Annotated in this window: 16 protein-coding genes; 4 read left to right on the top strand and 12 right to left on the bottom strand. The window is 68.4% G+C overall.

The features are described 5' to 3' along the window. Positions 1-44: 44 nt before the first annotated feature. From JUB13_RS21750 to JUB13_RS21775, 7 genes are all read right to left on the bottom strand, one after another. A complete protein-coding gene (locus tag JUB13_RS21750; protein ID WP_207482582.1) occupies positions 45-803 on the bottom strand; it encodes a LuxR C-terminal-related transcriptional regulator in 759 nt (252 codons plus the stop codon). A 171-nt stretch (positions 804-974) separates the two neighbouring features. Beyond that, positions 975-1,100 carry a hypothetical protein gene (locus tag JUB13_RS31865; protein ID WP_268914400.1) on the bottom strand — a complete coding sequence of 42 codons (126 nt, stop codon included), beginning with the start codon at positions 1,098-1,100 and terminating at the stop codon, positions 975-977. A 248-nt stretch (positions 1,101-1,348) separates the two neighbouring features. Further along, positions 1,349-2,866: an oligosaccharide flippase family protein gene (locus JUB13_RS21755; RefSeq protein ID WP_207482584.1), complete on the bottom strand. Its 1,518-nt coding sequence runs from the start codon at positions 2,864-2,866 to the stop codon at positions 1,349-1,351. 83 nt (positions 2,867-2,949) lie between these two features. After that, the gene (locus JUB13_RS21760; RefSeq protein WP_207482585.1) at positions 2,950-3,669 is read right to left on the bottom strand and encodes a class I SAM-dependent methyltransferase; all 720 of its coding nucleotides are present in this window, start codon (positions 3,667-3,669) and stop codon (positions 2,950-2,952) included. 47 nt (positions 3,670-3,716) lie between these two features. Continuing rightward, positions 3,717-4,370, bottom strand: coding sequence for a PIG-L deacetylase family protein (locus JUB13_RS21765; protein ID WP_207482587.1), 654 nt, complete (start codon positions 4,368-4,370; stop codon positions 3,717-3,719). Then, entirely contained in the window at positions 4,367-5,182 is an 816-nt protein-coding gene (locus tag JUB13_RS21770) for a glucose-1-phosphate cytidylyltransferase (RefSeq protein ID WP_207482588.1), read from the bottom strand. Before JUB13_RS21770 ends, JUB13_RS21765 begins: the two co-directional genes overlap by 4 nt. Next, complete coding sequence (locus tag JUB13_RS21775; protein WP_207482590.1) at positions 5,179-6,471, bottom strand: class I SAM-dependent methyltransferase; 1,293 nt, start codon at positions 6,469-6,471, stop codon at positions 5,179-5,181. The genes JUB13_RS21770 and JUB13_RS21775 overlap by 4 nt, the downstream gene beginning before the upstream one ends. A gap of 338 nt (positions 6,472-6,809) precedes the next feature. Between JUB13_RS21775 and JUB13_RS21780 the strand changes: the two genes are divergently transcribed. Together JUB13_RS21780 and rfbC are read left to right on the top strand one after the other, a co-directional pair. After that, positions 6,810-7,820: a glycosyltransferase family A protein gene (locus JUB13_RS21780; RefSeq protein ID WP_207482592.1), complete on the top strand. Its 1,011-nt coding sequence runs from the start codon at positions 6,810-6,812 to the stop codon at positions 7,818-7,820. Positions 7,821-7,857: 37 nt separating this feature from the next. Next, the gene (rfbC, locus tag JUB13_RS21785; RefSeq protein WP_207482594.1) at positions 7,858-8,388 is read left to right on the top strand and encodes a dTDP-4-dehydrorhamnose 3,5-epimerase; all 531 of its coding nucleotides are present in this window, start codon (positions 7,858-7,860) and stop codon (positions 8,386-8,388) included. Positions 8,389-8,413: 25 nt separating this feature from the next. Here rfbC and JUB13_RS21790 read toward each other — a convergent pair whose 3' ends face one another. The 5 genes from JUB13_RS21790 to JUB13_RS21810 are packed head-to-tail and all read right to left on the bottom strand — an operon-like array spanning position 8,414 to position 14,935. Continuing rightward, positions 8,414-9,763: a DUF4910 domain-containing protein gene (locus tag JUB13_RS21790; protein ID WP_328702983.1), complete on the bottom strand. Its 1,350-nt coding sequence runs from the start codon at positions 9,761-9,763 to the stop codon at positions 8,414-8,416. A 14-nt stretch (positions 9,764-9,777) separates the two neighbouring features. Continuing rightward, on the bottom strand, positions 9,778-10,848 hold the full coding sequence (locus tag JUB13_RS21795) for an NAD-dependent epimerase/dehydratase family protein (protein WP_207482598.1): 1,071 nt from the start codon (positions 10,846-10,848) through the stop codon (positions 9,778-9,780). After that, a complete protein-coding gene (locus JUB13_RS21800) occupies positions 10,845-12,197 on the bottom strand; it encodes a polysaccharide pyruvyl transferase family protein (protein ID WP_207482600.1) in 1,353 nt (450 codons plus the stop codon). Before JUB13_RS21800 ends, JUB13_RS21795 begins: the two co-directional genes overlap by 4 nt. A gap of 45 nt (positions 12,198-12,242) precedes the next feature. Beyond that, positions 12,243-13,562 (bottom strand): apiosidase-like domain-containing protein, encoded by a 1,320-nt coding sequence (locus JUB13_RS21805; RefSeq protein WP_207482602.1) that lies wholly within the window; start codon positions 13,560-13,562, stop codon positions 12,243-12,245. 29 nt (positions 13,563-13,591) lie between these two features. Further along, positions 13,592-14,935, bottom strand: coding sequence for a glutamate-1-semialdehyde 2,1-aminomutase (locus JUB13_RS21810; RefSeq protein ID WP_328702984.1), 1,344 nt, complete (start codon positions 14,933-14,935; stop codon positions 13,592-13,594). A gap of 432 nt (positions 14,936-15,367) precedes the next feature. On the opposite strand from JUB13_RS21810, the gene JUB13_RS21815 reads away from it, so the two are divergent. Together JUB13_RS21815 and JUB13_RS21820 are read left to right on the top strand one after the other, a co-directional pair. Further along, positions 15,368-16,642, top strand: a complete 1,275-nt coding sequence (locus JUB13_RS21815; RefSeq protein ID WP_207482603.1) for a glycosyltransferase family 4 protein — start codon at positions 15,368-15,370, stop codon at positions 16,640-16,642. A gap of 368 nt (positions 16,643-17,010) precedes the next feature. Beyond that, positions 17,011-17,865, top strand: a complete 855-nt coding sequence (locus JUB13_RS21820) for a response regulator transcription factor (RefSeq protein ID WP_207482605.1) — start codon at positions 17,011-17,013, stop codon at positions 17,863-17,865. The last annotated feature ends 502 nt before the right edge of the window (positions 17,866-18,367 follow it).

Consider the following 18,367-nt stretch of genomic DNA (forward strand, 5'->3'; position numbering starts at 1 on the left):
GCACCTTGTCTGTCAGTCCACGCCCTCTCCGACGGCAGATCCGGCTATTCGGCGATCAACTTCTGCGCCAGATAGGCGACCTCCGTCCGGTTTCTTGCCTTCAGCTTCTTCATGACGTTGCGGATGTGCGCCTTCACGGTGCTCTCCCGCATATTGAGCTCGTGCGCGATGATCTTGTTGGCCTTGCCCTGCCGGACCGCCTGCACGACCGCGACCTGCCGCTCGGTGAAGAGGCCGTTGCAGCGCAGCCTGGGCGCCGCCGCCTCCTCGATGGAGCGGCGCGAGGCGATCAGGCTGCTGGCGGGCACGAAGATCCCGCCGGCCCTGACCAGGCGGATGGCCTCGACCGCGACCTTCAGCGACACGCTCATGGGGATGTAGCCCTTGGCGCCGTTGTCCAGCGCCTCCAGGATCCGGGCCACCTCCTCGTTCTCCGATACGAGCACGACCTGCTGGGCCGGTCCTGCCTGGTGCAGGATTGCCAACTCCTGCTCGTTCTGTGCGGGAGTGCGGCCCTTGCGGCCCATGGAGAAAAGCACGATCGCACCGGACCCCCCCACCACCTCGGAGGCCATCCATTCCTCGACGTCGGCGAAGGCATGGACCGGCCCGCCGCCGAGACTGGACAGCGCCCGTGCCAGGCATTCGCGGATCAGCAACCGGGGCTCGATGATCACGACGGCATCCCGTGCCTGCTCATCCGGAGCCGTGGGCGCCTTCGCGCCCGCATTCCTGGCGAGGTTCTGCGCCGCGCGAAGGGCCACGGGTTCCTTGCTGTAGTAGGCGAGGTTCAATGTTTCCATGGTTTCTCCCTTTCTCCGAAATCGGGCGCGCGTGGCGCGCGCCCGTCTCGACGCCAGCTCCTGGAACCATGGCGGAAGGGACTTCCGGGGCGGCGCACTACCGGCGCGGCGACCTAAGTCCGGCTCGCGAAGGTACACCGGGTCCGACCGACCGGCCCTGGGATGCCGGCACTACGACGCGGGACGGTACGGGATCCGGAAGCCGGGCAGCACCGCGGAGCCGCGGTCGGAGAACCGCGCCGCGTGCCCGGAAGGCACGATGCCGGCGCGCGGCATCACGTGGTCCAGCATGATCATCTCCCCTTCCCATCCAATCGTATGCCTGCGTCGCACGACGAGGATCTTCTGTTCTTGTGTGCGAGGCGGCCGGAACGCCGGACTTTTAGTTCCGCCCCGCAAGAAAAATCGCAATGAAATGCTAACACTCGCCAAGATCAGAGTGAAAGTACGCCTTGTGGTGGATTTCGGGCGTAACGCACGCCGCGGATGCCACCTCTTCCTCCGCGGGACCTAAGCCAAAGGAGGGCGATGTGGGGGCGGTGCCCTCACGACGTTTCCCCCGTCCCGGCGGGACGCGGCCGGCCGAAGGGGCGGAAGCGGACGCGGGCCAGGCGCAGAAGCACTGCCTGGCCACCGACGGCTTCGAGCGTCCTGCGGATTTCCTTCAGGAAGGGATGCCGGGTCGCGGCCAGCCCGGCCGCCCATCCGGCGATGGCCAGCAGCGACGCAGCCGTGGTCGCCCCGGCCGAGAGCTCGCCACCGCCCCCGGACAGCACGAGAACGGCCGCAGGGCCGAGGACGCTGCATAGCGTCACCACGGCACTCCGGCCGACGGCCGCGGGAATCTCCCACCAGGCGAAGGGCACATGGCGGCGAACGAAGCTGAGGGACACCAGCATCTGGATCGGCAGGGTCAGGAACAGGCTGGCCGCCATGGCAGTGACGCCGAAGGCGCTCGCAAGGCAGAGAATCGGCGCAGCCAACGCAACGGAGAGGAGCTTCGAGGCGAAATTGTCCCTGAGCGCCCCCAGCGAGACGAGGACGGGATAGGTCAGGATCACCGGGAACCAGGACAGGCTCGCCACGGCCATGATCTGGATCAGCGGCGCGGTGCCAAGCCATTGGCCGCCCAGGATCAGCAGCACCGCCGGGTGGGCCAGCAGGGCGAGCACGAGGAGCGCCGGCCAGTGGAGGACGGTGATGTAGCTCAGCGCGTCGAGGTAGGGCCGTTTCAGGTCGCCGCCCCGGCGGACCTCGGCGGCGAAGGCCGGATAGGCCACGGAGAACACGCCCGACAGGATGAACCTGTCCGGCAGCCCGCAGACCATGCTCGCCCGGTTGTAGAGCGCGACCGTCGAAAGCGGCAGGAACCGCCCGAGGACGAGCTGGGGAAGGGAATCGTAGATCCGGGTCAGGATGATGGTCGACCCGTTGAAGCACCCGAAGGCCAGCGCGCCGCGCCAGGAGGCCAGGGACGGCCGCAGGATCCAGGCTTCGGGACGGAAGGCGAAGGCAAGAAGGCTGCTCGTCGCCGAGGCAGCCAGCAGCGCCCATGCGAAGCTCATGTAGCTGAAGCCCAGGATCGCCAGGATCAGGGTGACCGCGGCGCCCGCGACGGCGGAGGCCGCGTTGATCACCGCGAGCGCCCCAAAGGCCATGTCCCGGCGCAGAAGCGCCGTGATGGGAAGCGCCAGCGTCTCGACAACGCAGGCGGCGGTGGTTACGCGCAGGTAGCGCGCGAGGCCGGGCTCGCCGTAGAAGTCGGCGATCCACGGCGTCGTCGCCGCGAGGGCAGCGGCGACCGTCGCGCTGACGGCGAAGAGCACCGTGAACGAGGTGCGCACGTCCTCCCGCGAAATGTCCCTGCGCTGCACCAGGAATTCGGACGTCACGAACTCGCGCAGGGACAGGGCGACCGTCATGATCCCGGACCCGACCACGGACAGGCCGATCTCGGCCGGCGTCAGCAGGCGCGAGACCGCGGCGATCATCGTGAACTGGACCGCGATCACGGAATAGCGCTCGGCCGCATTCAGCACGAACGCGCGTCTTACCCCTGCCATCTGCCCCCCGGTCCTCGCGCATGTTTCGGAACGGATCGGCCCTTTCCGCGCCCGGACCGACGGAGCCGCGCGTTCCGTCGGACCTACCGGCGCCGCTCCGCCAGGGCCATGAGCGTCCAGCCCAGCCCCATCCTTTCCTTGAGCCTTTCCACCCGATCGCCCAGCAGGGCGCGCACCGGCCGGTTCACCCTGGACGAGTTGACCAGCCGCATGACCCCGCGGTTCGCCTTCGGCGTGACGGAGAAGACCTCCCGCACCACGAATTCCGGATCGAGAAGCGCCCGCAGTTCCCGCCGGTCGACCCAGCGGCGCAACTGCCCAGGCGAAGGCGGCGGGACGTCGTTGAACCGCTCCAGGACGAAGCGGTTCTGGGTCGCCATCATCAGCAGGCCTCCGGGCCGCAGATGGCCTGCCAGCTTCCTGACGAAGGCCGGCTGGTCCGCCACATGGGAGAGCACTTCCAGCGTGACGAGCACGTCGAAGGCCTCGGCGCCGAGATCGAGGCTCATGAAGTCCCCGGCCACATAGGTGACGTGGGGAGCGCGGCGCTGCGCACGGGCGAGCACCTGGTCCGAGAGGTCGGTGCCGGTCACGCGGCCATACTGCGCCAGCCTGGGGCACAGCCAGCCGGTTCCGCACCCGACCTCGACAATGTCGAGGTCCCTGCGGCCGATCCCGTCCAGCCATCCGCAGACGATCTCCGCCTGGCGGATGCTGACGTCGCGGAGCGCGGCTTCGTTGTGGGTGGCGTTCCAGGAGTTCCAGAAGCTCTGCTGGAGGGGCATCGGCGCGACATCGGCCATGGCATCACACCCTTCGATCGGCGGTTGCATCCGGGGGCCAGTGCCGCCTAGCCAAGGCGTCCCTTGCGCAGGGTGAAGGCCTCGGCATAGCGCTCGGGCGCCCGGCACTCCATTCCGCGCAGGCGCGCGAGACCGCGGAAAGTCTCCCCGTCGAACCAGTCCTTCGCGCGCTGGGTGCCGTAAATTCCCTCCAGCAGGCGGATCTTGCGCTCGAGCAGGCGCGCGGAGACCGGCATGTACATGTTGGGCCGGCCGAGATCCCCGTCCCATTTCGGGATCTCGTATTCCAGGATCACGTGGTCGCGATAGACGTTCCACGTGATCCGGTTCACCTCGCGGTGATCCTGGTGGCCGTCGCCACGGCGGTGGGTCAGCACCAGATCGGGCGTGAAGCGCCGGGACATGGCGGCCACCCAGTCCTTGATCTCGGCCCCCTGGTAGGGAAAGAAGCCATCGCGGAACTCCGCGAACTCGATCCGCGCACTGGCGGCGCCCTCGAGAAAGGCCGCGGCGCCGGCACGCGCCTCCTCGGCCCGCTGGCCGGCGGCGCTGAGGACGCACCACTGCACGTGCAGCCGCACCCCGGCATCGATCCAGCTCAGGATCGTCGCGCCCGCGCCGATCTCCACGTCATCGCAATGGGCGCCCAGGCACAGGACCGACAGGCTCTCGCCCGGAGCGACCAGGCCGAAGTCCTTCATGACGCAGAGACCAGGGGCTTCGTCGGCCGGCCCGGTGCGCGCCGGCCGACCCGCCATGGCATCTCGCCCTGCTCCACCATGTCCTCGAGGATCTGGCGGTCCTTCAGCGTGTCCATGGAGCGCCAGAACCCCTCATGCCTGTACGCCATGAGTTGGTCGGCCTCGATCAGGCGCCGGAAGGGATCGAGCACCAGCTCCTCGCCCTCCCGCATGTAGTCGAAGATCTCAGGCCGCATCAGGAAGTAGCCGCCGTTGATCCACATCTCCGAGCGGTCGGACGAGCGGAACTCCCGGACGCGCCCATCGGCGTCGATATCGGCCAGGTGGTAGGTCAGCGGCGGCCTGATCGCCAGGAAGCAGGCGATCTTCCCGCTCCTCCGGAAGCGCTCGACCATGTCGTCGAGATCCACGTCCGTCAGCCCGTCGCTGTAGTTCGCAAGGAACATCTCCTCGCCCCGGACGTGGTCGCGGACGGCCCACAGGCGCTCGCCGATGTTCCGCCAGATCCCCGTGTCGATCATCGTAATCCGCCAGTCCTTCTCGGGCTCGCTCAGCAGCTCGACATTGCTGCCGAAGCCCGAGACGATGCAGTCGGCGTAGGCCTGCGGCCGGTACTCCAGGAAGAACTTCTTGATGACGTTGGCCTTGTACCCGAGGCAGAGAACGAAGTCCGTATGCCCGAAGCGGCTGTAGTACTGCATGATGTGCCAAAGGATCGGCTGATTGCCGACCGGGATCATCGGCTTGGGAACGTTCTCCGAATACTCCCGAATCCGGGTTCCAAGTCCGCCGCAGAAGAGGACGACCTTCATGGAAGCAGCTCCTTCGGATCGATGATCGTAGCCTCGGGGATCGGGACGATGAACTTGCAGCCCCAGTCGGCCACGTGCCGCATCTGCCGGACGATCTCGTCCCGGAGGTTCCAGGGAAGGATCAGGAGATAGTCGGGCCGGGCGGCGTCGATCGCCTTCACCGGGAGGATCGGTATGTGCATGCCGGGCGTGAAGAGCCCGTGCTTGTAGGGGTTGCGGTCGACCGTGAAGTCGAGGAAGTCGGTGCCGATGCCGCAGTAGTTCAGCAGCGTGTTGCCCTTCCCCGGTGCGCCGTAGCCGCAGATCCGCCGGCCCTCTCGCTTGGCCGCGATCAGCAGCGAGAGCAGCGCGCGCTTGGTCTCGTGAACCCGCGCCGCGAAGGTCGTGTAGGTCCCGATGTCCCGGAAGCCGAGCCGGATCTCGCGCTCGCGCAGGGCCGCGATCGCGGGGGCGATCGCATGGGCCGCCGTGACATGGGCGAGATAGACGCGCAACGAGCCGCCGTGCGTCGGCAGCTCCTCCACGTCGATCAGCTTCAGGCCGTGGCGCGCGGCCATCTGCTCGACCGCAATCAGCGAGAAGTACGAGAAGTGCTCGTGATAGATCGTGTCGAACTGGTTCTCGGCAACCAGCCGCGCCAAATGCGGAAACTCCAGCGTGATCAAGCCCTCGGGCTTGAGCAGGCAGCGCATCCCCGCGACGAAGTCGTTCAGGTCCGGCACCTGGGCAAGCACGTTGTTCCCGACAATCAGATCGGCCGACCGGCCCTCGGCCACCAGCTCCTGCGCGAGGGCAAGGCCGAAGAACTCCGCCCGGGTGGGGATGCCCTTCGCGATCGCCGCCGCGGCCACGTTCACGGCCGGCTCCACGCCCAGCACCGGAACCTGCATCGGCAGGAAGTGCTGCAGCAGATAGCCGTCGTTGCTGGCCAGCTCCACGACCAGGCTGTCGGAACCTAGGCCGAGCCGGTCGCGGATCATCGCGCAATAGGACCTGGCGTGCTCGACCCAGGTGGTGGAGTAGGACGAGAAGTAGGCGTATTCCCGGAAGATATGCTCGGGGCCGACGTAGTCGCGGAGCTGCACCAGGAAGCAGCGGTCGCAGACCTGCACGCGCAGCGGGAAGAACGGTTCCATCTCGTCCAGCCGGCCGGCGGGAAGATAGCTCTCGCAAAGCGGCGACATCCCGAGGTCGACGAAGGTATGGCGCAGTGGTGCGCCGCATAGCCGGCAACTGCCGCCGGCCATGGAACGGCCGTCCGTCGGAGCGTCTGCGGTGTGCGTGTCCATGGCGGCTCCCTGCTGGTCGATGCGTGGTTCGGGCAGGCGGCGGTCCGGCCGGGCGGGTGGAGGCGCCCGGGCCGCGGTTCAGGGTTCGGGCAGAGGATATCCGCGCCGCAGGGCGCGGAGACCCTGGCTTTGAGAGGAATCGGCGATCGGCGAAGGCAGCTAAGCAGCCGGGCTTAGCGGTGCCGTGGGGCTCCGCCGCAGGGTGAACCCCTCCGGCCATTGAGGCACGGAGGCGGGACGCGATACGTCCTTTGCCGGTCTTGCCGGGCCCGCCGGTGCCCCGAGAATGGGTGCGCCGTCCTGCCGGGCGATCCGACCGGGCGAGCCAGGAGATGGTCATGGCCAGCGTCGACGTCGTCATCCCCTCCTATCAGTACGGGCGCTACCTCCGCGACTGCGTCACCAGCGTGCTGCGGCAGGACGTCGAGAAGCTCCGCGTCTTGGTGATCGACAACGCGTCCACCGACGGCAGCGCCGAGATCGCGCGTGAGCTCGCGCGCGAGGACCCCCGGGTGGACGTGGTCGCCCGGCGCACCAACCTCGGCCCCCACGCGTCCTACAACGAGGGGATCGACTGGGCCGAAGCCGACTACTTCCTGATCCTGTGCGCCGACGACCTGCTGGTGCCGGGCTGCCTGCGGCGCGCCGTCTCGGTGATGGAGCGGCACCCCGGCGTCTGCATGACCTATGGGCGCGACGCGCCGCTCCACGATGGCGGACCGATGCCGGTCGTCGCCGACCGGCAGGACGCCGAGTGGCGCATCATCAGCGGCGGCGCGTTCATCGAGCGGTTCTGCCGGACCGCCGTCTTCGACATTCCGGGCTCGACCCTCGTGGTCAGGACCGCCGCGCAGAAGCAGGCCGGCCACTACCGCCCCGAGCTGCCCCACACCGACGACTACGACATCTGGCTGAGGCTCGCCTGCCTGGGCGACGTCGCCGAGACGGACGCAGTCCAGGGTATCCTGCGCCACCACGTGACCTCGCGGTCGGCCTTCATCCGGGACGCGCACAACTGGCACGTCGAGCACACCTCGGCCGCCGTGGAGACCTTCTTCGCCCATGAGGGGGCCCACCTTCCGGGAGCGCGGCGCCTGCACCGCATGGCGCGGCGCAGCCTTGCCGGCCGCGCCTACTGGTCGGCGGCGGCCAATCTCGTGCGGGGCCGCGGGCGCGTCGGGCTGGACCTCCTGAAGCTCGCCTGCCGGATCGACCCGTCGACGGCGGTGCTTCCGCCGGTGGACTACCTGTACCGGCGCCCCGGCGCCCTGGACCGGGTCGCGCGCGTCGCCCGCGATGCCCTGGGATGGCCGCGCGTCTCCAGCCGCTCCATTCCTTCGTCGGGCTGAGGCCGCCACCCTGCCCCCGCGCCATGGGATCCGCCGAATGCGCTTCGTCGACACCGAGCTGTGCGATGCCTGGATCGTGGAACCGGAGCCGCGCCCGGACCATCGCGGCTTCTTCGCGCGCACCTTCTGCGTGCGTGAATTCACGGAGCGCGGGCTGGAGACGAACTTCGTCCAGCACAGCGTCTCCTATTCGGCGGCGCGGGGAACGCTGCGCGGCCTCCACTTCCAGCGGCCGCCCCACGGCGAGGTCAAGATCGTGCGCTGCCTGCGGGGCGCGATCTGGGACGTGATCGTCGACCTGCGGCGGGATTCGCCGACCTACCGGCGATGGCAGGGCTTCGAGCTGAGCGCGGACAACCGCCGGCAGCTCTACGTTCCCCGGGGCTTCGCCCATGGCTTCCAGGCGCTGACCGACGACACGGAACTCGGCTACATGATCTCGGCCTTCCATGCGCCCGAGGCGGCCTCGGGCCTCCGTCACGACGATCCCGCCTTCGCGATCCCCTGGCCGCTTCCGGTCGCGGCCATCTCCGCGGCCGACCTGGGCTGGCCCCCTTTCGCGGGCTGAACGCCGCCGCGGGGCCAGCCGCCATTCACCCCTGCGGATGCGGGAGGGGCGTCACGCCGGACAGCAGCCCCTTCCCTTCGAGAAGGTGGGCCGCCTCGGCGATGACGCGGAACGGCAGGCCGGAGCGCTCGGCCATGTCGAGCAGCGAATGCGTGCCGTCAGCGAGATTCAGCACCCACAGCAGCGCCATCCGCCGCGCGGGCTCGTCCCTGCCGCCGCCCAGCGCCGCGTAGAGCCCGCGGCGGCCGAGCTGCGGCTCGCAATGCGGCAGCAGGTTCACCGGCCTGCCGTCGCCCTCGATGATCTCGATCGCCGACAGAAGGATGTCGAAGGAGGATTCGAGGGAAGCGGGGTCGATGAAGCCGAGGTTGTCGGCCGAGGTGTGGTATTCCGGGAACTGGCCGAACCGGCTGCGCTGGAACAGGCCGACGGGCAGGTCGAAGCCCGGCGAGCAGTACTGGCGCTCGTCGTACCCGTAGGGTGAGAAGTCGAGGATTGCCGGCGCCGGGCTCGCATGGCGCAGGACGTGGGCCATGGCCCTGTCGATGAACGCGTCGCCCCGGCGGCTCCGCTTGTAGGAGGGCTCTCCCCGGTCGCCCACGCAGGACACAACGATGCCGTGCCGGATCCGGCCGACCCGCTCACGGTTCCGCGAGAGCCAGGTGATGGCGCCGATGGTGCCCGGGGCGAACAGGAACCGATAGCTGTAGCGCGTCCGCAGCGAGGCGATGCGCCGCGCGAGATGGGCAAGCACCGCCAGCCCCGAGCAGTTGTCGTTGGCGAGCGAGGGGTGGCAGACATGGGCGGAGAGCAGCACCTCCTCGTCCGTCGCGCCCTGGTGCAGGTGCTCGCCATAGGTGAGGCTTCCGTCCTCCAGCGTCGCATCGATCAGGACCTCGTAGAGCCCCTCGGGCAGCCGCATGAGCTGCTCGTGGGCCATGCAGAAGCCCCAGTCCTCATTGTAGTAGGAGGTCCGGTACGGAATCAGCCCTGGCTGGTCCGGCAGCGTGTGGATGTGCCTTCGGAGTTCGGACAGCGGCATCACCGCCGAGACCGGCCGACTGTAGCTCACGACGTGCAGGTTCGAGACCCGAAAGTCCACGACCCGGACGCCGCGGGCATCCCTGACGTAGGCGTCCCGGATGTTCCATTCGCGCGGAACCGTCCAGTCGAAGACCGCCGTTCCCGAGGGCACCTCGTGGATCTCCAGCGGGATCAGCGCGCCCAGTTCCGCGAGCGTTCGGCGGACGCCGTCACCGGTGATGCTGCGGCAGATCGGGAAAAGGCGCGCCGCCGTCCCATGGATGGCATCGCCGATCGATGGCCCGCCGGCATCGCGGGCCGGCGGGAACGCTTCAGCCGTTGTCCCGTCCACGGCGACCCCCTCCGTCATTCCGCCGCCGCTGTGGCCAGGGCACCGTCGCCGGCGGGCGAAGCCTCGCGCAGGTCGCCGTGCAGGATCCCCTGGGCGAGCAGGCTCCGGATATGGCTGATCCGCTGGTAGCGCGTGCCCTCGAAGGCATCCAGCGTCAGGTCCGAGGCGCGGTAGGCGGCATGGAGCTGCTCCGCGCCCATGCGCGCGTCCCAGACGGGCCGGAAGCCCGGCAGCGTGCGGGCGATCTTCTCGAAGCTGACGCGGTAGGAACGCTTGTCAGGCCCGGCGTCTGACGCGAAATCCACCTGGCATCCGGGAACGACGTCCGCCACGATCTCGGCGATGTCCCGGATCCGGTAGTTGTGGGCGGTCTGCCCGACATTGAAGGCCTCGTTGAAGACGAGTTCCTCCGGCGCCTCGAGCCCCGCGATGAAGGCGCGCGAGATGTCGGCGATATGAACGATGGGTCGCCAGGGCGAGCCGTCGGACTTCAGCAGGATCACGCCCCTGGTGACCGCCCAGGCAACGAGGTTGTTCAGCACGATGTCGAAGCGCATGCGCGGCGACAGGCCATAGGCCGTCGCTGGGCGGAAGTAGGTCGGGCAGAAGCCCTCGCCCGCGAGCATCGAGATGTCGCGCTCTGACCAGACCTTGGACTGACCGTAGGCCGTCACCGGGTTGAGGGGGCTGGTCTCGTCCACCATTTCGTCGCCGGCCAGTCCGTAGTTACTGCACGACGAGGCGTAGAGGAAGCGCCGGACCCCCACCTTCTTCGCGATCTCCGCCAGGCGCACGCTGGCCTGGTGGTTGACCGCGTAGGTGATCTCCGGGTCAAGGTCGCTGAGCGGGTCGTTGGAGAGCGCTGCCAGATGGATCACCGCGTCCATCCCCTCCAGGTCGGCGGGCGCGACGTCCCGGATGTCCTTGCGGATGCTCGGCACCTCGGCGATGGGGCCGCCGTCCTCGAAGGTGCAGCGGGAATAGAGGTCGCTGTCGTAGCCCGTGACCTGGTGCCCGGCCTCGAGCAGCATGGGCACCATGACGGTGCCGATATAGCCGCGGTGGCCCGTGACGAGAACTTTCATGGCTGGAACTCCCTGGTGCTGAAGGGATGGTCGGCCGGCGCAGGGGACGCGGCCATCGCGGCGGCACCGGCCGGTCCGGTGCCCAGAGCGCGCGGCGCGGCGCCGGGCAGCAGCCTGGCCAGAAGCGCGTCCTGCTCCGCGAGGAGCCTTTCATAGCGTCGGCACGTCTCGGCAATGGTCCGGGCCAATGCCTGCCGGTCGGCGATCAGGTCCGTCACCTGCGCTTGCAGGAGACCGACATCGAGGCTCTCGATGTCCTGGCAGAAGGCCTGCAGTCCCATCTCGGCAAGCAGAGCGTCGTTCTTCCTGGCATAGCCGATCGAGACAGTGGGCCTGCCGAGCTTCAGGGCGCAGACGACGTTGTGGAACCGGGTCGCCACGACCACGTCGGTCCCGGCGATCTGGCGCATGAGCTCGTGAAGCGAACCGGTGGGCTCGGCGACGAGCCGGCCGGCCTCCGCGGCTGGGCCGTCCGCTGCCAGGACCGTCATCAGGTCGTCCACCGCGGCACTGTCGGCGGCGTCGCCCGTCAGGATGCGCACCCGGTGGCCGCTGTCCAGGAGCCAGCGGACGAAACGCGCGATCTTGCCGAGATAGGTCGCGTAGATCTCGGCCCCGCGCGCGGGATCGCCGCGCCAGCCGGAATAGGCCATGACGCCCACGCCGATCGTGAGCGGCGGCCGGCCGGCGCCCGCTTCCGCTGTGACTGGTTCCGTGATGGCCGCCCCCTCGGGCGGTACCGGCAGCTTGAACGCAATGTCGGGATAGACAGGATCCCTGCGGCTGTTGAAGCCGATGCCGGCCATGAAGTCCCGGGAGATCATGTCCCGGTACGAGCGGTATTCGGCTCCGCCGGCCGCGGCCTTCATCAGCCAGCGGCTCGCGGGATCCCGGATTGGCCCTGCGCCGATGCTCACGAACCAGACCCGCGTGCGGCGCAGCCTGGCGCAGAGGAACCATCGGAACAGCGTGTAGGGCATGCCGGACGGGCCGGTACCGAAATCGTCCAGGATCCCGGTTCCCGGCACGATCAGCAGATCAACCTTTCCGGCCAGGCGGAAGGTGCGCAGCCAGCTCGCCACGATGCGCGGAGCACCGAGAAGGGCACGGTCCACCAGCCTGGCCGCGCGCCCGGCGAAGCCCGGCCAGGCGATCCCGTGGCTCCGGACTCCGAACCGGCGTTCCACGGCCTCCGGCGCCGGGCAGAAGCAGACGAGGGCGGCATCGGGCCGCGCGCGGCGCAGAAAGGCGAGCATCGCCTCCAGCGATCCGTCGTTCCCGGAATTTCCGGACCCGAAGAGGCCGAAGAGGCCGATCGTGATCTGCCCCACTCCTGCGTTTCGTCCCATGGTTCTCCTCGGCATCGGCTCCCGCGCCGGCTCCGGCGCGGGACTTCAGGAGTGCGATTCCAGGACCAGCAGCCAGTCCCCGTAGCCGGAGCTGTTGCCCTTGGCATCCGGCTCGAAGCTGCGCCGCCCCGTGGCCCCGAGCGGCGGCGCCGCATCGCGGAACGAGCCGTCGGCGGGGTCGTACCAGCGCGCCCTGACCCATGGGCCGGCGAGGCGGCCCAGATCGATGGCAATGCGGCGGGCCGTCGGCATGAAGACGAGCCCCAGGGAGCCGTCACCGCTGCGCGCAGCGACCGCCGGGCCTTCGGCGGAGCGGGAACCTTCGACCAGCAGCGTGCCGTCCAGGTCGGGATCGAGCTGCCACCACTTCAGCCCGTCCATCAGCCGGCGAAGCTGCGTCATGCTGCGCGAACCCGGGCCGTCCAGCGCCTCCCGCCAGCCAAGGGGCGCGTCGAACAGGCCGGGGCCGTCGAAGTGCCAGATCGGGTTGCTGCCGAAGACCTGCCCGGCCGCCCCCGACAGCAGCGCGTAATAAGCTTGTGCGCGCAGGCTCTGCTCGGTCGCCTCGTGCTCGTTCTCGTAGATGGCCTCGATCAGGAAGAACGGGATGCGGCTGCTGCGGGAATACTGGCGCAGGGCGGCGGAACGGACGGATCCGTAGGTGTAAATCGTGTCGACGCCGATCCAGGGCGCGCCGCGCCAATATTCGGTGGCCGTGGAATCCCGCGCCGTGTGGGCTGTGTGCAGAGAGCCAGGATCGATGCTGCGGATGCCCCGGGCGATCGCCTCCGGCAGCCGCCTGTCCGGGGGATTCTCGTCGCCGCCATGGACCCAGAGGATGTTCCCGTAGTCGCGATAGCGCCGCCCCAGGAAGGTGCCGTACCGCTGAAGCGTGTCGGGTCCGCTGGCGACCATCTCCCGGTACCATCCCTGATCACCTCCGCCGGCCCCCACATAGGCCGGCGCCAGCAGCACGAGGAAGCCCTCCTCCCTGGCGCGCCGCAGCACCCAATCCGCATGGACGAAGTAGCGCTCGTTCGGCGTGCCAAAGTCGCCCGGGGTCAGGAACGGCTGCTCGCCATAGGCGTTCGCCGGCGCGTTGCGCGCGAAGCGGCGCTCGATCAGCGAAACCAGGAGCGTGTTGAATCCCCGCCTGCGCCGGTCCGCGAGATAGCGGTCGACCTCCTCGCGGGTGAGCTGCGCGATCAGCGACCAGGCGGTGTCGCCATGGATCAGGAATGGCTCGCCCCGCGCATCGGCTAGGTGGTGCCGGCCGGGAATCGGCGCGACGGGGAAGGCGGGCGCGGCCTCGCCGCCGGAGACCGGGACGGGCCAGAGCGCCAGCAGCACCAGCAGGCGCGTCATGCCCCGCCAAGCTGCACGGCTCCAGGCCATCAGATGGCACCCTGGTGCTGGTTGTAGCGCCGGTAGACCGGCTGGGAGGGCGGTCCCACCAGGAAGCGCCCGACGCTGCCGTCGAGTGCCCGCCGATAGACCTGGAGGGCGCCATCGATCGCCTCCACCGTCTGGTCGATGTCGGAATCGCGATGGGCGTAGCTGACCACCAGCGACGGCATCACGATCCCCCGTCGGATCGTCTCCTGGAGGAACAGGGAGCGGAACGCCTGCGAAGGCAGCCCGTCCTGGTCCAGGGTGGCGTACAGCAGGCAGGACGCTCGGCCGATGAGCTTCACGTGCTGGCTCAGGCCATGGCGGCAAATCACCTCCGCCACCTGCTGCCTGAGCCGCGCCCCCTGGCGGTTCAGGTGCTCGATCACCGGCTCCTTCTCGTAGACCTGCATGGTTGCGATCGCCGCGGCGAGGGCGTGGGTCTCGGCACCGTGGGTGGTCGACAGCAGGAAGACCCGCGGCCGGTCGTGGTGCTGGATCCCGCCGAGCCGCATGAGTTCCCGCTTTCCTGCCAGCGCCGAAACCGAGAAGCCGTTCGCCAGTGCCTTTCCGAAGCAGGAGAGGTCGGGGGTGATGTCGTAGGCTTCCTGTGCGCCGTTCCTGTGCCAGCGGAAGCCCGTGATCATCTCGTCCAGGATCAGCAGGGCGCCGTTGGCATGGCACAGCCGCTGCAGAGCACGCAGGAAGTCGCCCTGGGGCTCCTCGGTGCGGGCCGGTTCCAGGATGAAGGCGGCGATGCGGCCGGGATAGGCGTCGAACAGCGCCTTGGCGCTGGCGAGATCGTTGTAGCGGAAGATCAGCGTGAGCTGTCGGACGGCCTCGGGAACGCCCGCGTTCACGGCCGTCGTCCCGATGAACCAGTCGTCCGTGGAGAAGAAGGGGTGATCGGCGCAGCAGGCGATCATGTCCCGGCCGGTATAGGCGCGGGCGAGCCGGACGGCCGCCGAGGTCGCGTCCGAGCCGTCCTTGCAGAATTTCACCATGTCCGCCCGGGTAATCAGGCGCAGGAACTGCTCCGCGCAGGTCACCTCGATCACCGAGGGGCGCGTGAAGTTGCAACCATGGACGAGCTCGCGCTGGGCGGCCTCCACGACCGGCGGATAGGCGTGGCCGAGCCCGACCGCCCGGTTGCCCATCCCGTACTCGATGTACTCATTCCCGTCGGGATCCCAGACGCGGCATCCGGCGCCGCGGACGAAGAAGCCGGGGGCCAGGGTCGGATACTGGTCGTCTCCCTTGGCGTAGGTATGGCAGCCGCCCGGGATTAGGTGATGGGCGACGTCCCGCAGGCGGGCGGAGTTCTGGAATTGGCGGATCTGCAGGCTCACCCGAATCCTCCTCGCGACGCCGGATGGCCGCGGCCGCTTCGGCAGGACCACTCGGCCGGAGAGGCCATGGCGGAGCGGCTGCGGCGGCTGCCGCGACAGGGCCCCGCGACGCGCCGGCTCGAAGCCGGCAGACCGGCAGCCTGATTGTCGGCCAACACTAGCCGCGCAAGTCGGCGCCGAGAGGATAGCAATAGGGACGAAGCCCCTTCGTAGGCTGCCCCTCACCCTGCAAAGTTATCCGGCTGATAGCCTCCGCCCTTGGACGTATCCGCGGGACGCCGCCCCTGTGCGTTTTCTCAATTCTGCTGTCTTGCCGGCGGCCCGGGCTGGTCCGGACAATCGGAACCATTGGTTGCGGAGCCTGCCGTCGGGCCCGGGGGCAGGCCATCGGCCCGTCCCGGCCTTCGCCCAAGAACGGGGAGCGGAATTGGCATGAAGATCGTGATCGTGAACCGCTACTTCTATCCCGACGAGTCCGCGACCAGCCGCATGACTGCCAGCCTCGCCTTCGACCTAGCCAGTCGGGGGGTGGAGGTCCATGCGGTCTCAGGACGCTGCCTGCACAACGCGCCCCAGGCCGGCCTGCCGCCGCGCGAGCATGTGCGCGGCGTCCTTGTCCACCGCATCCGGACCAGCCGGTTCGGCAGGGGAAGGCTGCTTGGCCGGATGTGCGACTATCTCACCTTCCATCTCGGCGCGGCCTGGTTGCTCGCGCGGCTGCTTCGCCGCGATGATGTCTGCATCGTCTGCACGGACCCGCCCTTCCTGTCGCTGTCGGTGCTGCTGCCCGTCCTGGCGCGGCGCGCGCGCATGGTGAACTGGATCATGGACCTGTTCCCGGAGGTCCCGATCGCGCTCGGGATGATGCGGGCTGGCACGCCCCTGGCGCGCGCGACCCTCTGGCTCAGGGACCTCTCGCTCCGGTTCAGCCGCTGGAACGTCGCGCCGATCAGGGCCATGGCGGACCTCCTCCGGCGCCGGGGCATCCCCGCCGAACGGATCGCCGTGGTGCATCACTGGTCCGACGGCGACGAGATCCCCGCGCTCGCCCCTCGGCAGTCGCGGTTCCGCCGCCTCTGGGGACTGGAGGACAAGTTCGTCCTCGGCTATTCCGGCAATCTCGGCCGCGCGCACGACTTCAGCACCGTGATCGATGCCGCCGGGCGCCTGACGCACCGGACCGACATCGCCTTCCTTTTCGTTGGCGACGGACATCGCAGGGAATGGGTCGAACGGGAGGTGGCGCGCAGAGGCCTGCGCAACGTGATGATGCGGCCACTGCAGCCGCGCGAGCTGCTTGCCGAGACGCTGGCCGTGGCCGACGTCCACCTGGTGACGCTGCTGCCGGCCATGGAACCCTACATCGTGCCGAGCAAGTTCTACGGCATCGCCGCCGCCGGACGGCCGACGCTGTTCGTCGGCGACCCCACGGGCGAGATTGCCACCCTGGTGCGGGACGGCGACTGCGGCGATGCCTTCCCCATCGGTGGAGGCGAGGCGCTGGCTGCACGCATCGCCGCCCTCGCGGACGATCCGGCCGAGTGCGCGCGCCTGGGCGCGAACGCACGGCGGCTCTTTGAGAGCGCCTTCTCCAGGGACCGGGGCGTGGCCGACTGGATCGGCATCCTCGACGCGACCATGCAGCCCGCGCCCAACGCCTCCCTGATCCCGGCCGCGAAGCGGGTCGACACGAACGTCCGGCAGTGATCCGACCCTGACGTCCCGGTAAGCACCCCTCCTGCGGCGCAATGCTCGCCCATTCGTGCGCGGCTCCTATCGGAGGAATTGCCGCACTGCGGAACAACACGAAATTCCGGCTATGTTTGCGGGATCTCCCACCCTCGTTTCACATGTAACCCGGAATGTGGCAACCCATAACAGCATTTCACCCGAAAAGCCGGTTTGGTGTAGACATCAGTCAACCAAGGATTGCGATTGAATTTAAATGGAACCCCGACAGAAACTTCACGACAGCTGCGAAGTTTGCACTTTTTAAAACGCAACAATCAAGAAGCCCCCACGGAATTTTCGGGCGATCTTAACCAGTGGAAAACTTGTATCGGCATCGCACGCGCTTGGCCTTGATCACCTTCGCAGCAGGCGTTCGAAACGTGGGCGGATATTGTCCTGTAACGATGGGGGAGCGCATGAGGGACGCGGGATTTGCAATAAAGTCTGAGGCTTTTCAGGACGACGTCGATTACGTCTCTGGACCTGACAGCGAAGAGACCAGCGAGCACGCCCCGTCCTCGCCGCCCCGCAGGGCCATCATCGTGATCGACACCCGCAAGCTGACACTCGAGTGCTTCACGCTGTGGCTGGCGTCCTCGCTTCCCGAATTTGGCTTGGCTGCGGCCAGCTCGGTCGATGAAGCCCTTGCATGGGCAGCTTCGCATCCGGGCGCCGCGTCCATGATCCTCCTCAATCTCAGCACCTCGCCGATCTCCGATCCCGGTGTCACCGCCGAGATCGCGCAGCTGAGGTCGGCCCTGCCCTCGGCACCGATCCTCGTGATCGCCGACCAGGAGAATTCCGAATGCGTGCTGGAGGCGCTGGACCGCGGCGTCCGCGCCTACATCCCCACCAACACCGCCATTGCCGTGGTTGTCGGGGCCATCCGGCTCGTTCAGGCCGGCGGCGTCTTCGTGCCGTCGAGCGCGATCCGGCATGTCCACGCGCAGGAGGTCTCGTCGGCACATGCGGACGAATCCGATGACGGCACGCATGGCTTCACGCCGCGACAGATGCAGGTCCTCGCCTGCCTGAGGGAGGGCAAGCCGAACAAGGTGATCGCCTACCAGCTCAAGCTCTGCGAGAGCACGGTCAAGGTGCATGTGCGCCACATCATGAAGAAGCTGGGGGCGACGAATCGCACCCAGGTCGCATTCCTGACGGGCAATCTGTTCGATCAGGGACGCGCGCCGGCATGAGCCCCGAGTGGCGGAGCCCCCAACTCCGCCGCACGGTCCGCCGCCCCGCACCGCCGGGGATAGCCCGACCGGCACGGCGATGCTTGCCGCAGGCAAGGGCATCCACTGCAGCGACGCCGTCGAACTTGCCCCAGGCGATGCCAGCCTCCGGTGGCGCCCGACCTCCTTGACCTTAGCCGCCATACCAGGACCGGATCATCACGCACGGGGTAAGGCCGATGGCGCCGAAAGCCGCATCGGAAGAGGAGGTATCGCGCGCTGCGCACCAAATGGCTGATCCGAAGGGATCGGGGTGCCTAAGTAAGTAGGATGAGGAACGCAGTCCCAACAGGCAAGAAGACAGGGTCAGCCTTCTGCGGGCATGATGCCGTGGTGCATAAGAGTGTCTAAACGGATAACTCGCTTGCGAGTTCCGGAACCCGGACAAGCGTCCGTCATAATCGCGTCGGGGCAGGCTGCGCCGGTGAATGGCGGGTCGGGACTGGCACAGGGGTTGGCAGCA

Source organism: Arenibaculum pallidiluteum, from assembly GCF_017355985.1.
Taxonomy (GTDB): Bacteria; Pseudomonadota; Alphaproteobacteria; order Azospirillales; family Azospirillaceae; genus Arenibaculum; species Arenibaculum pallidiluteum.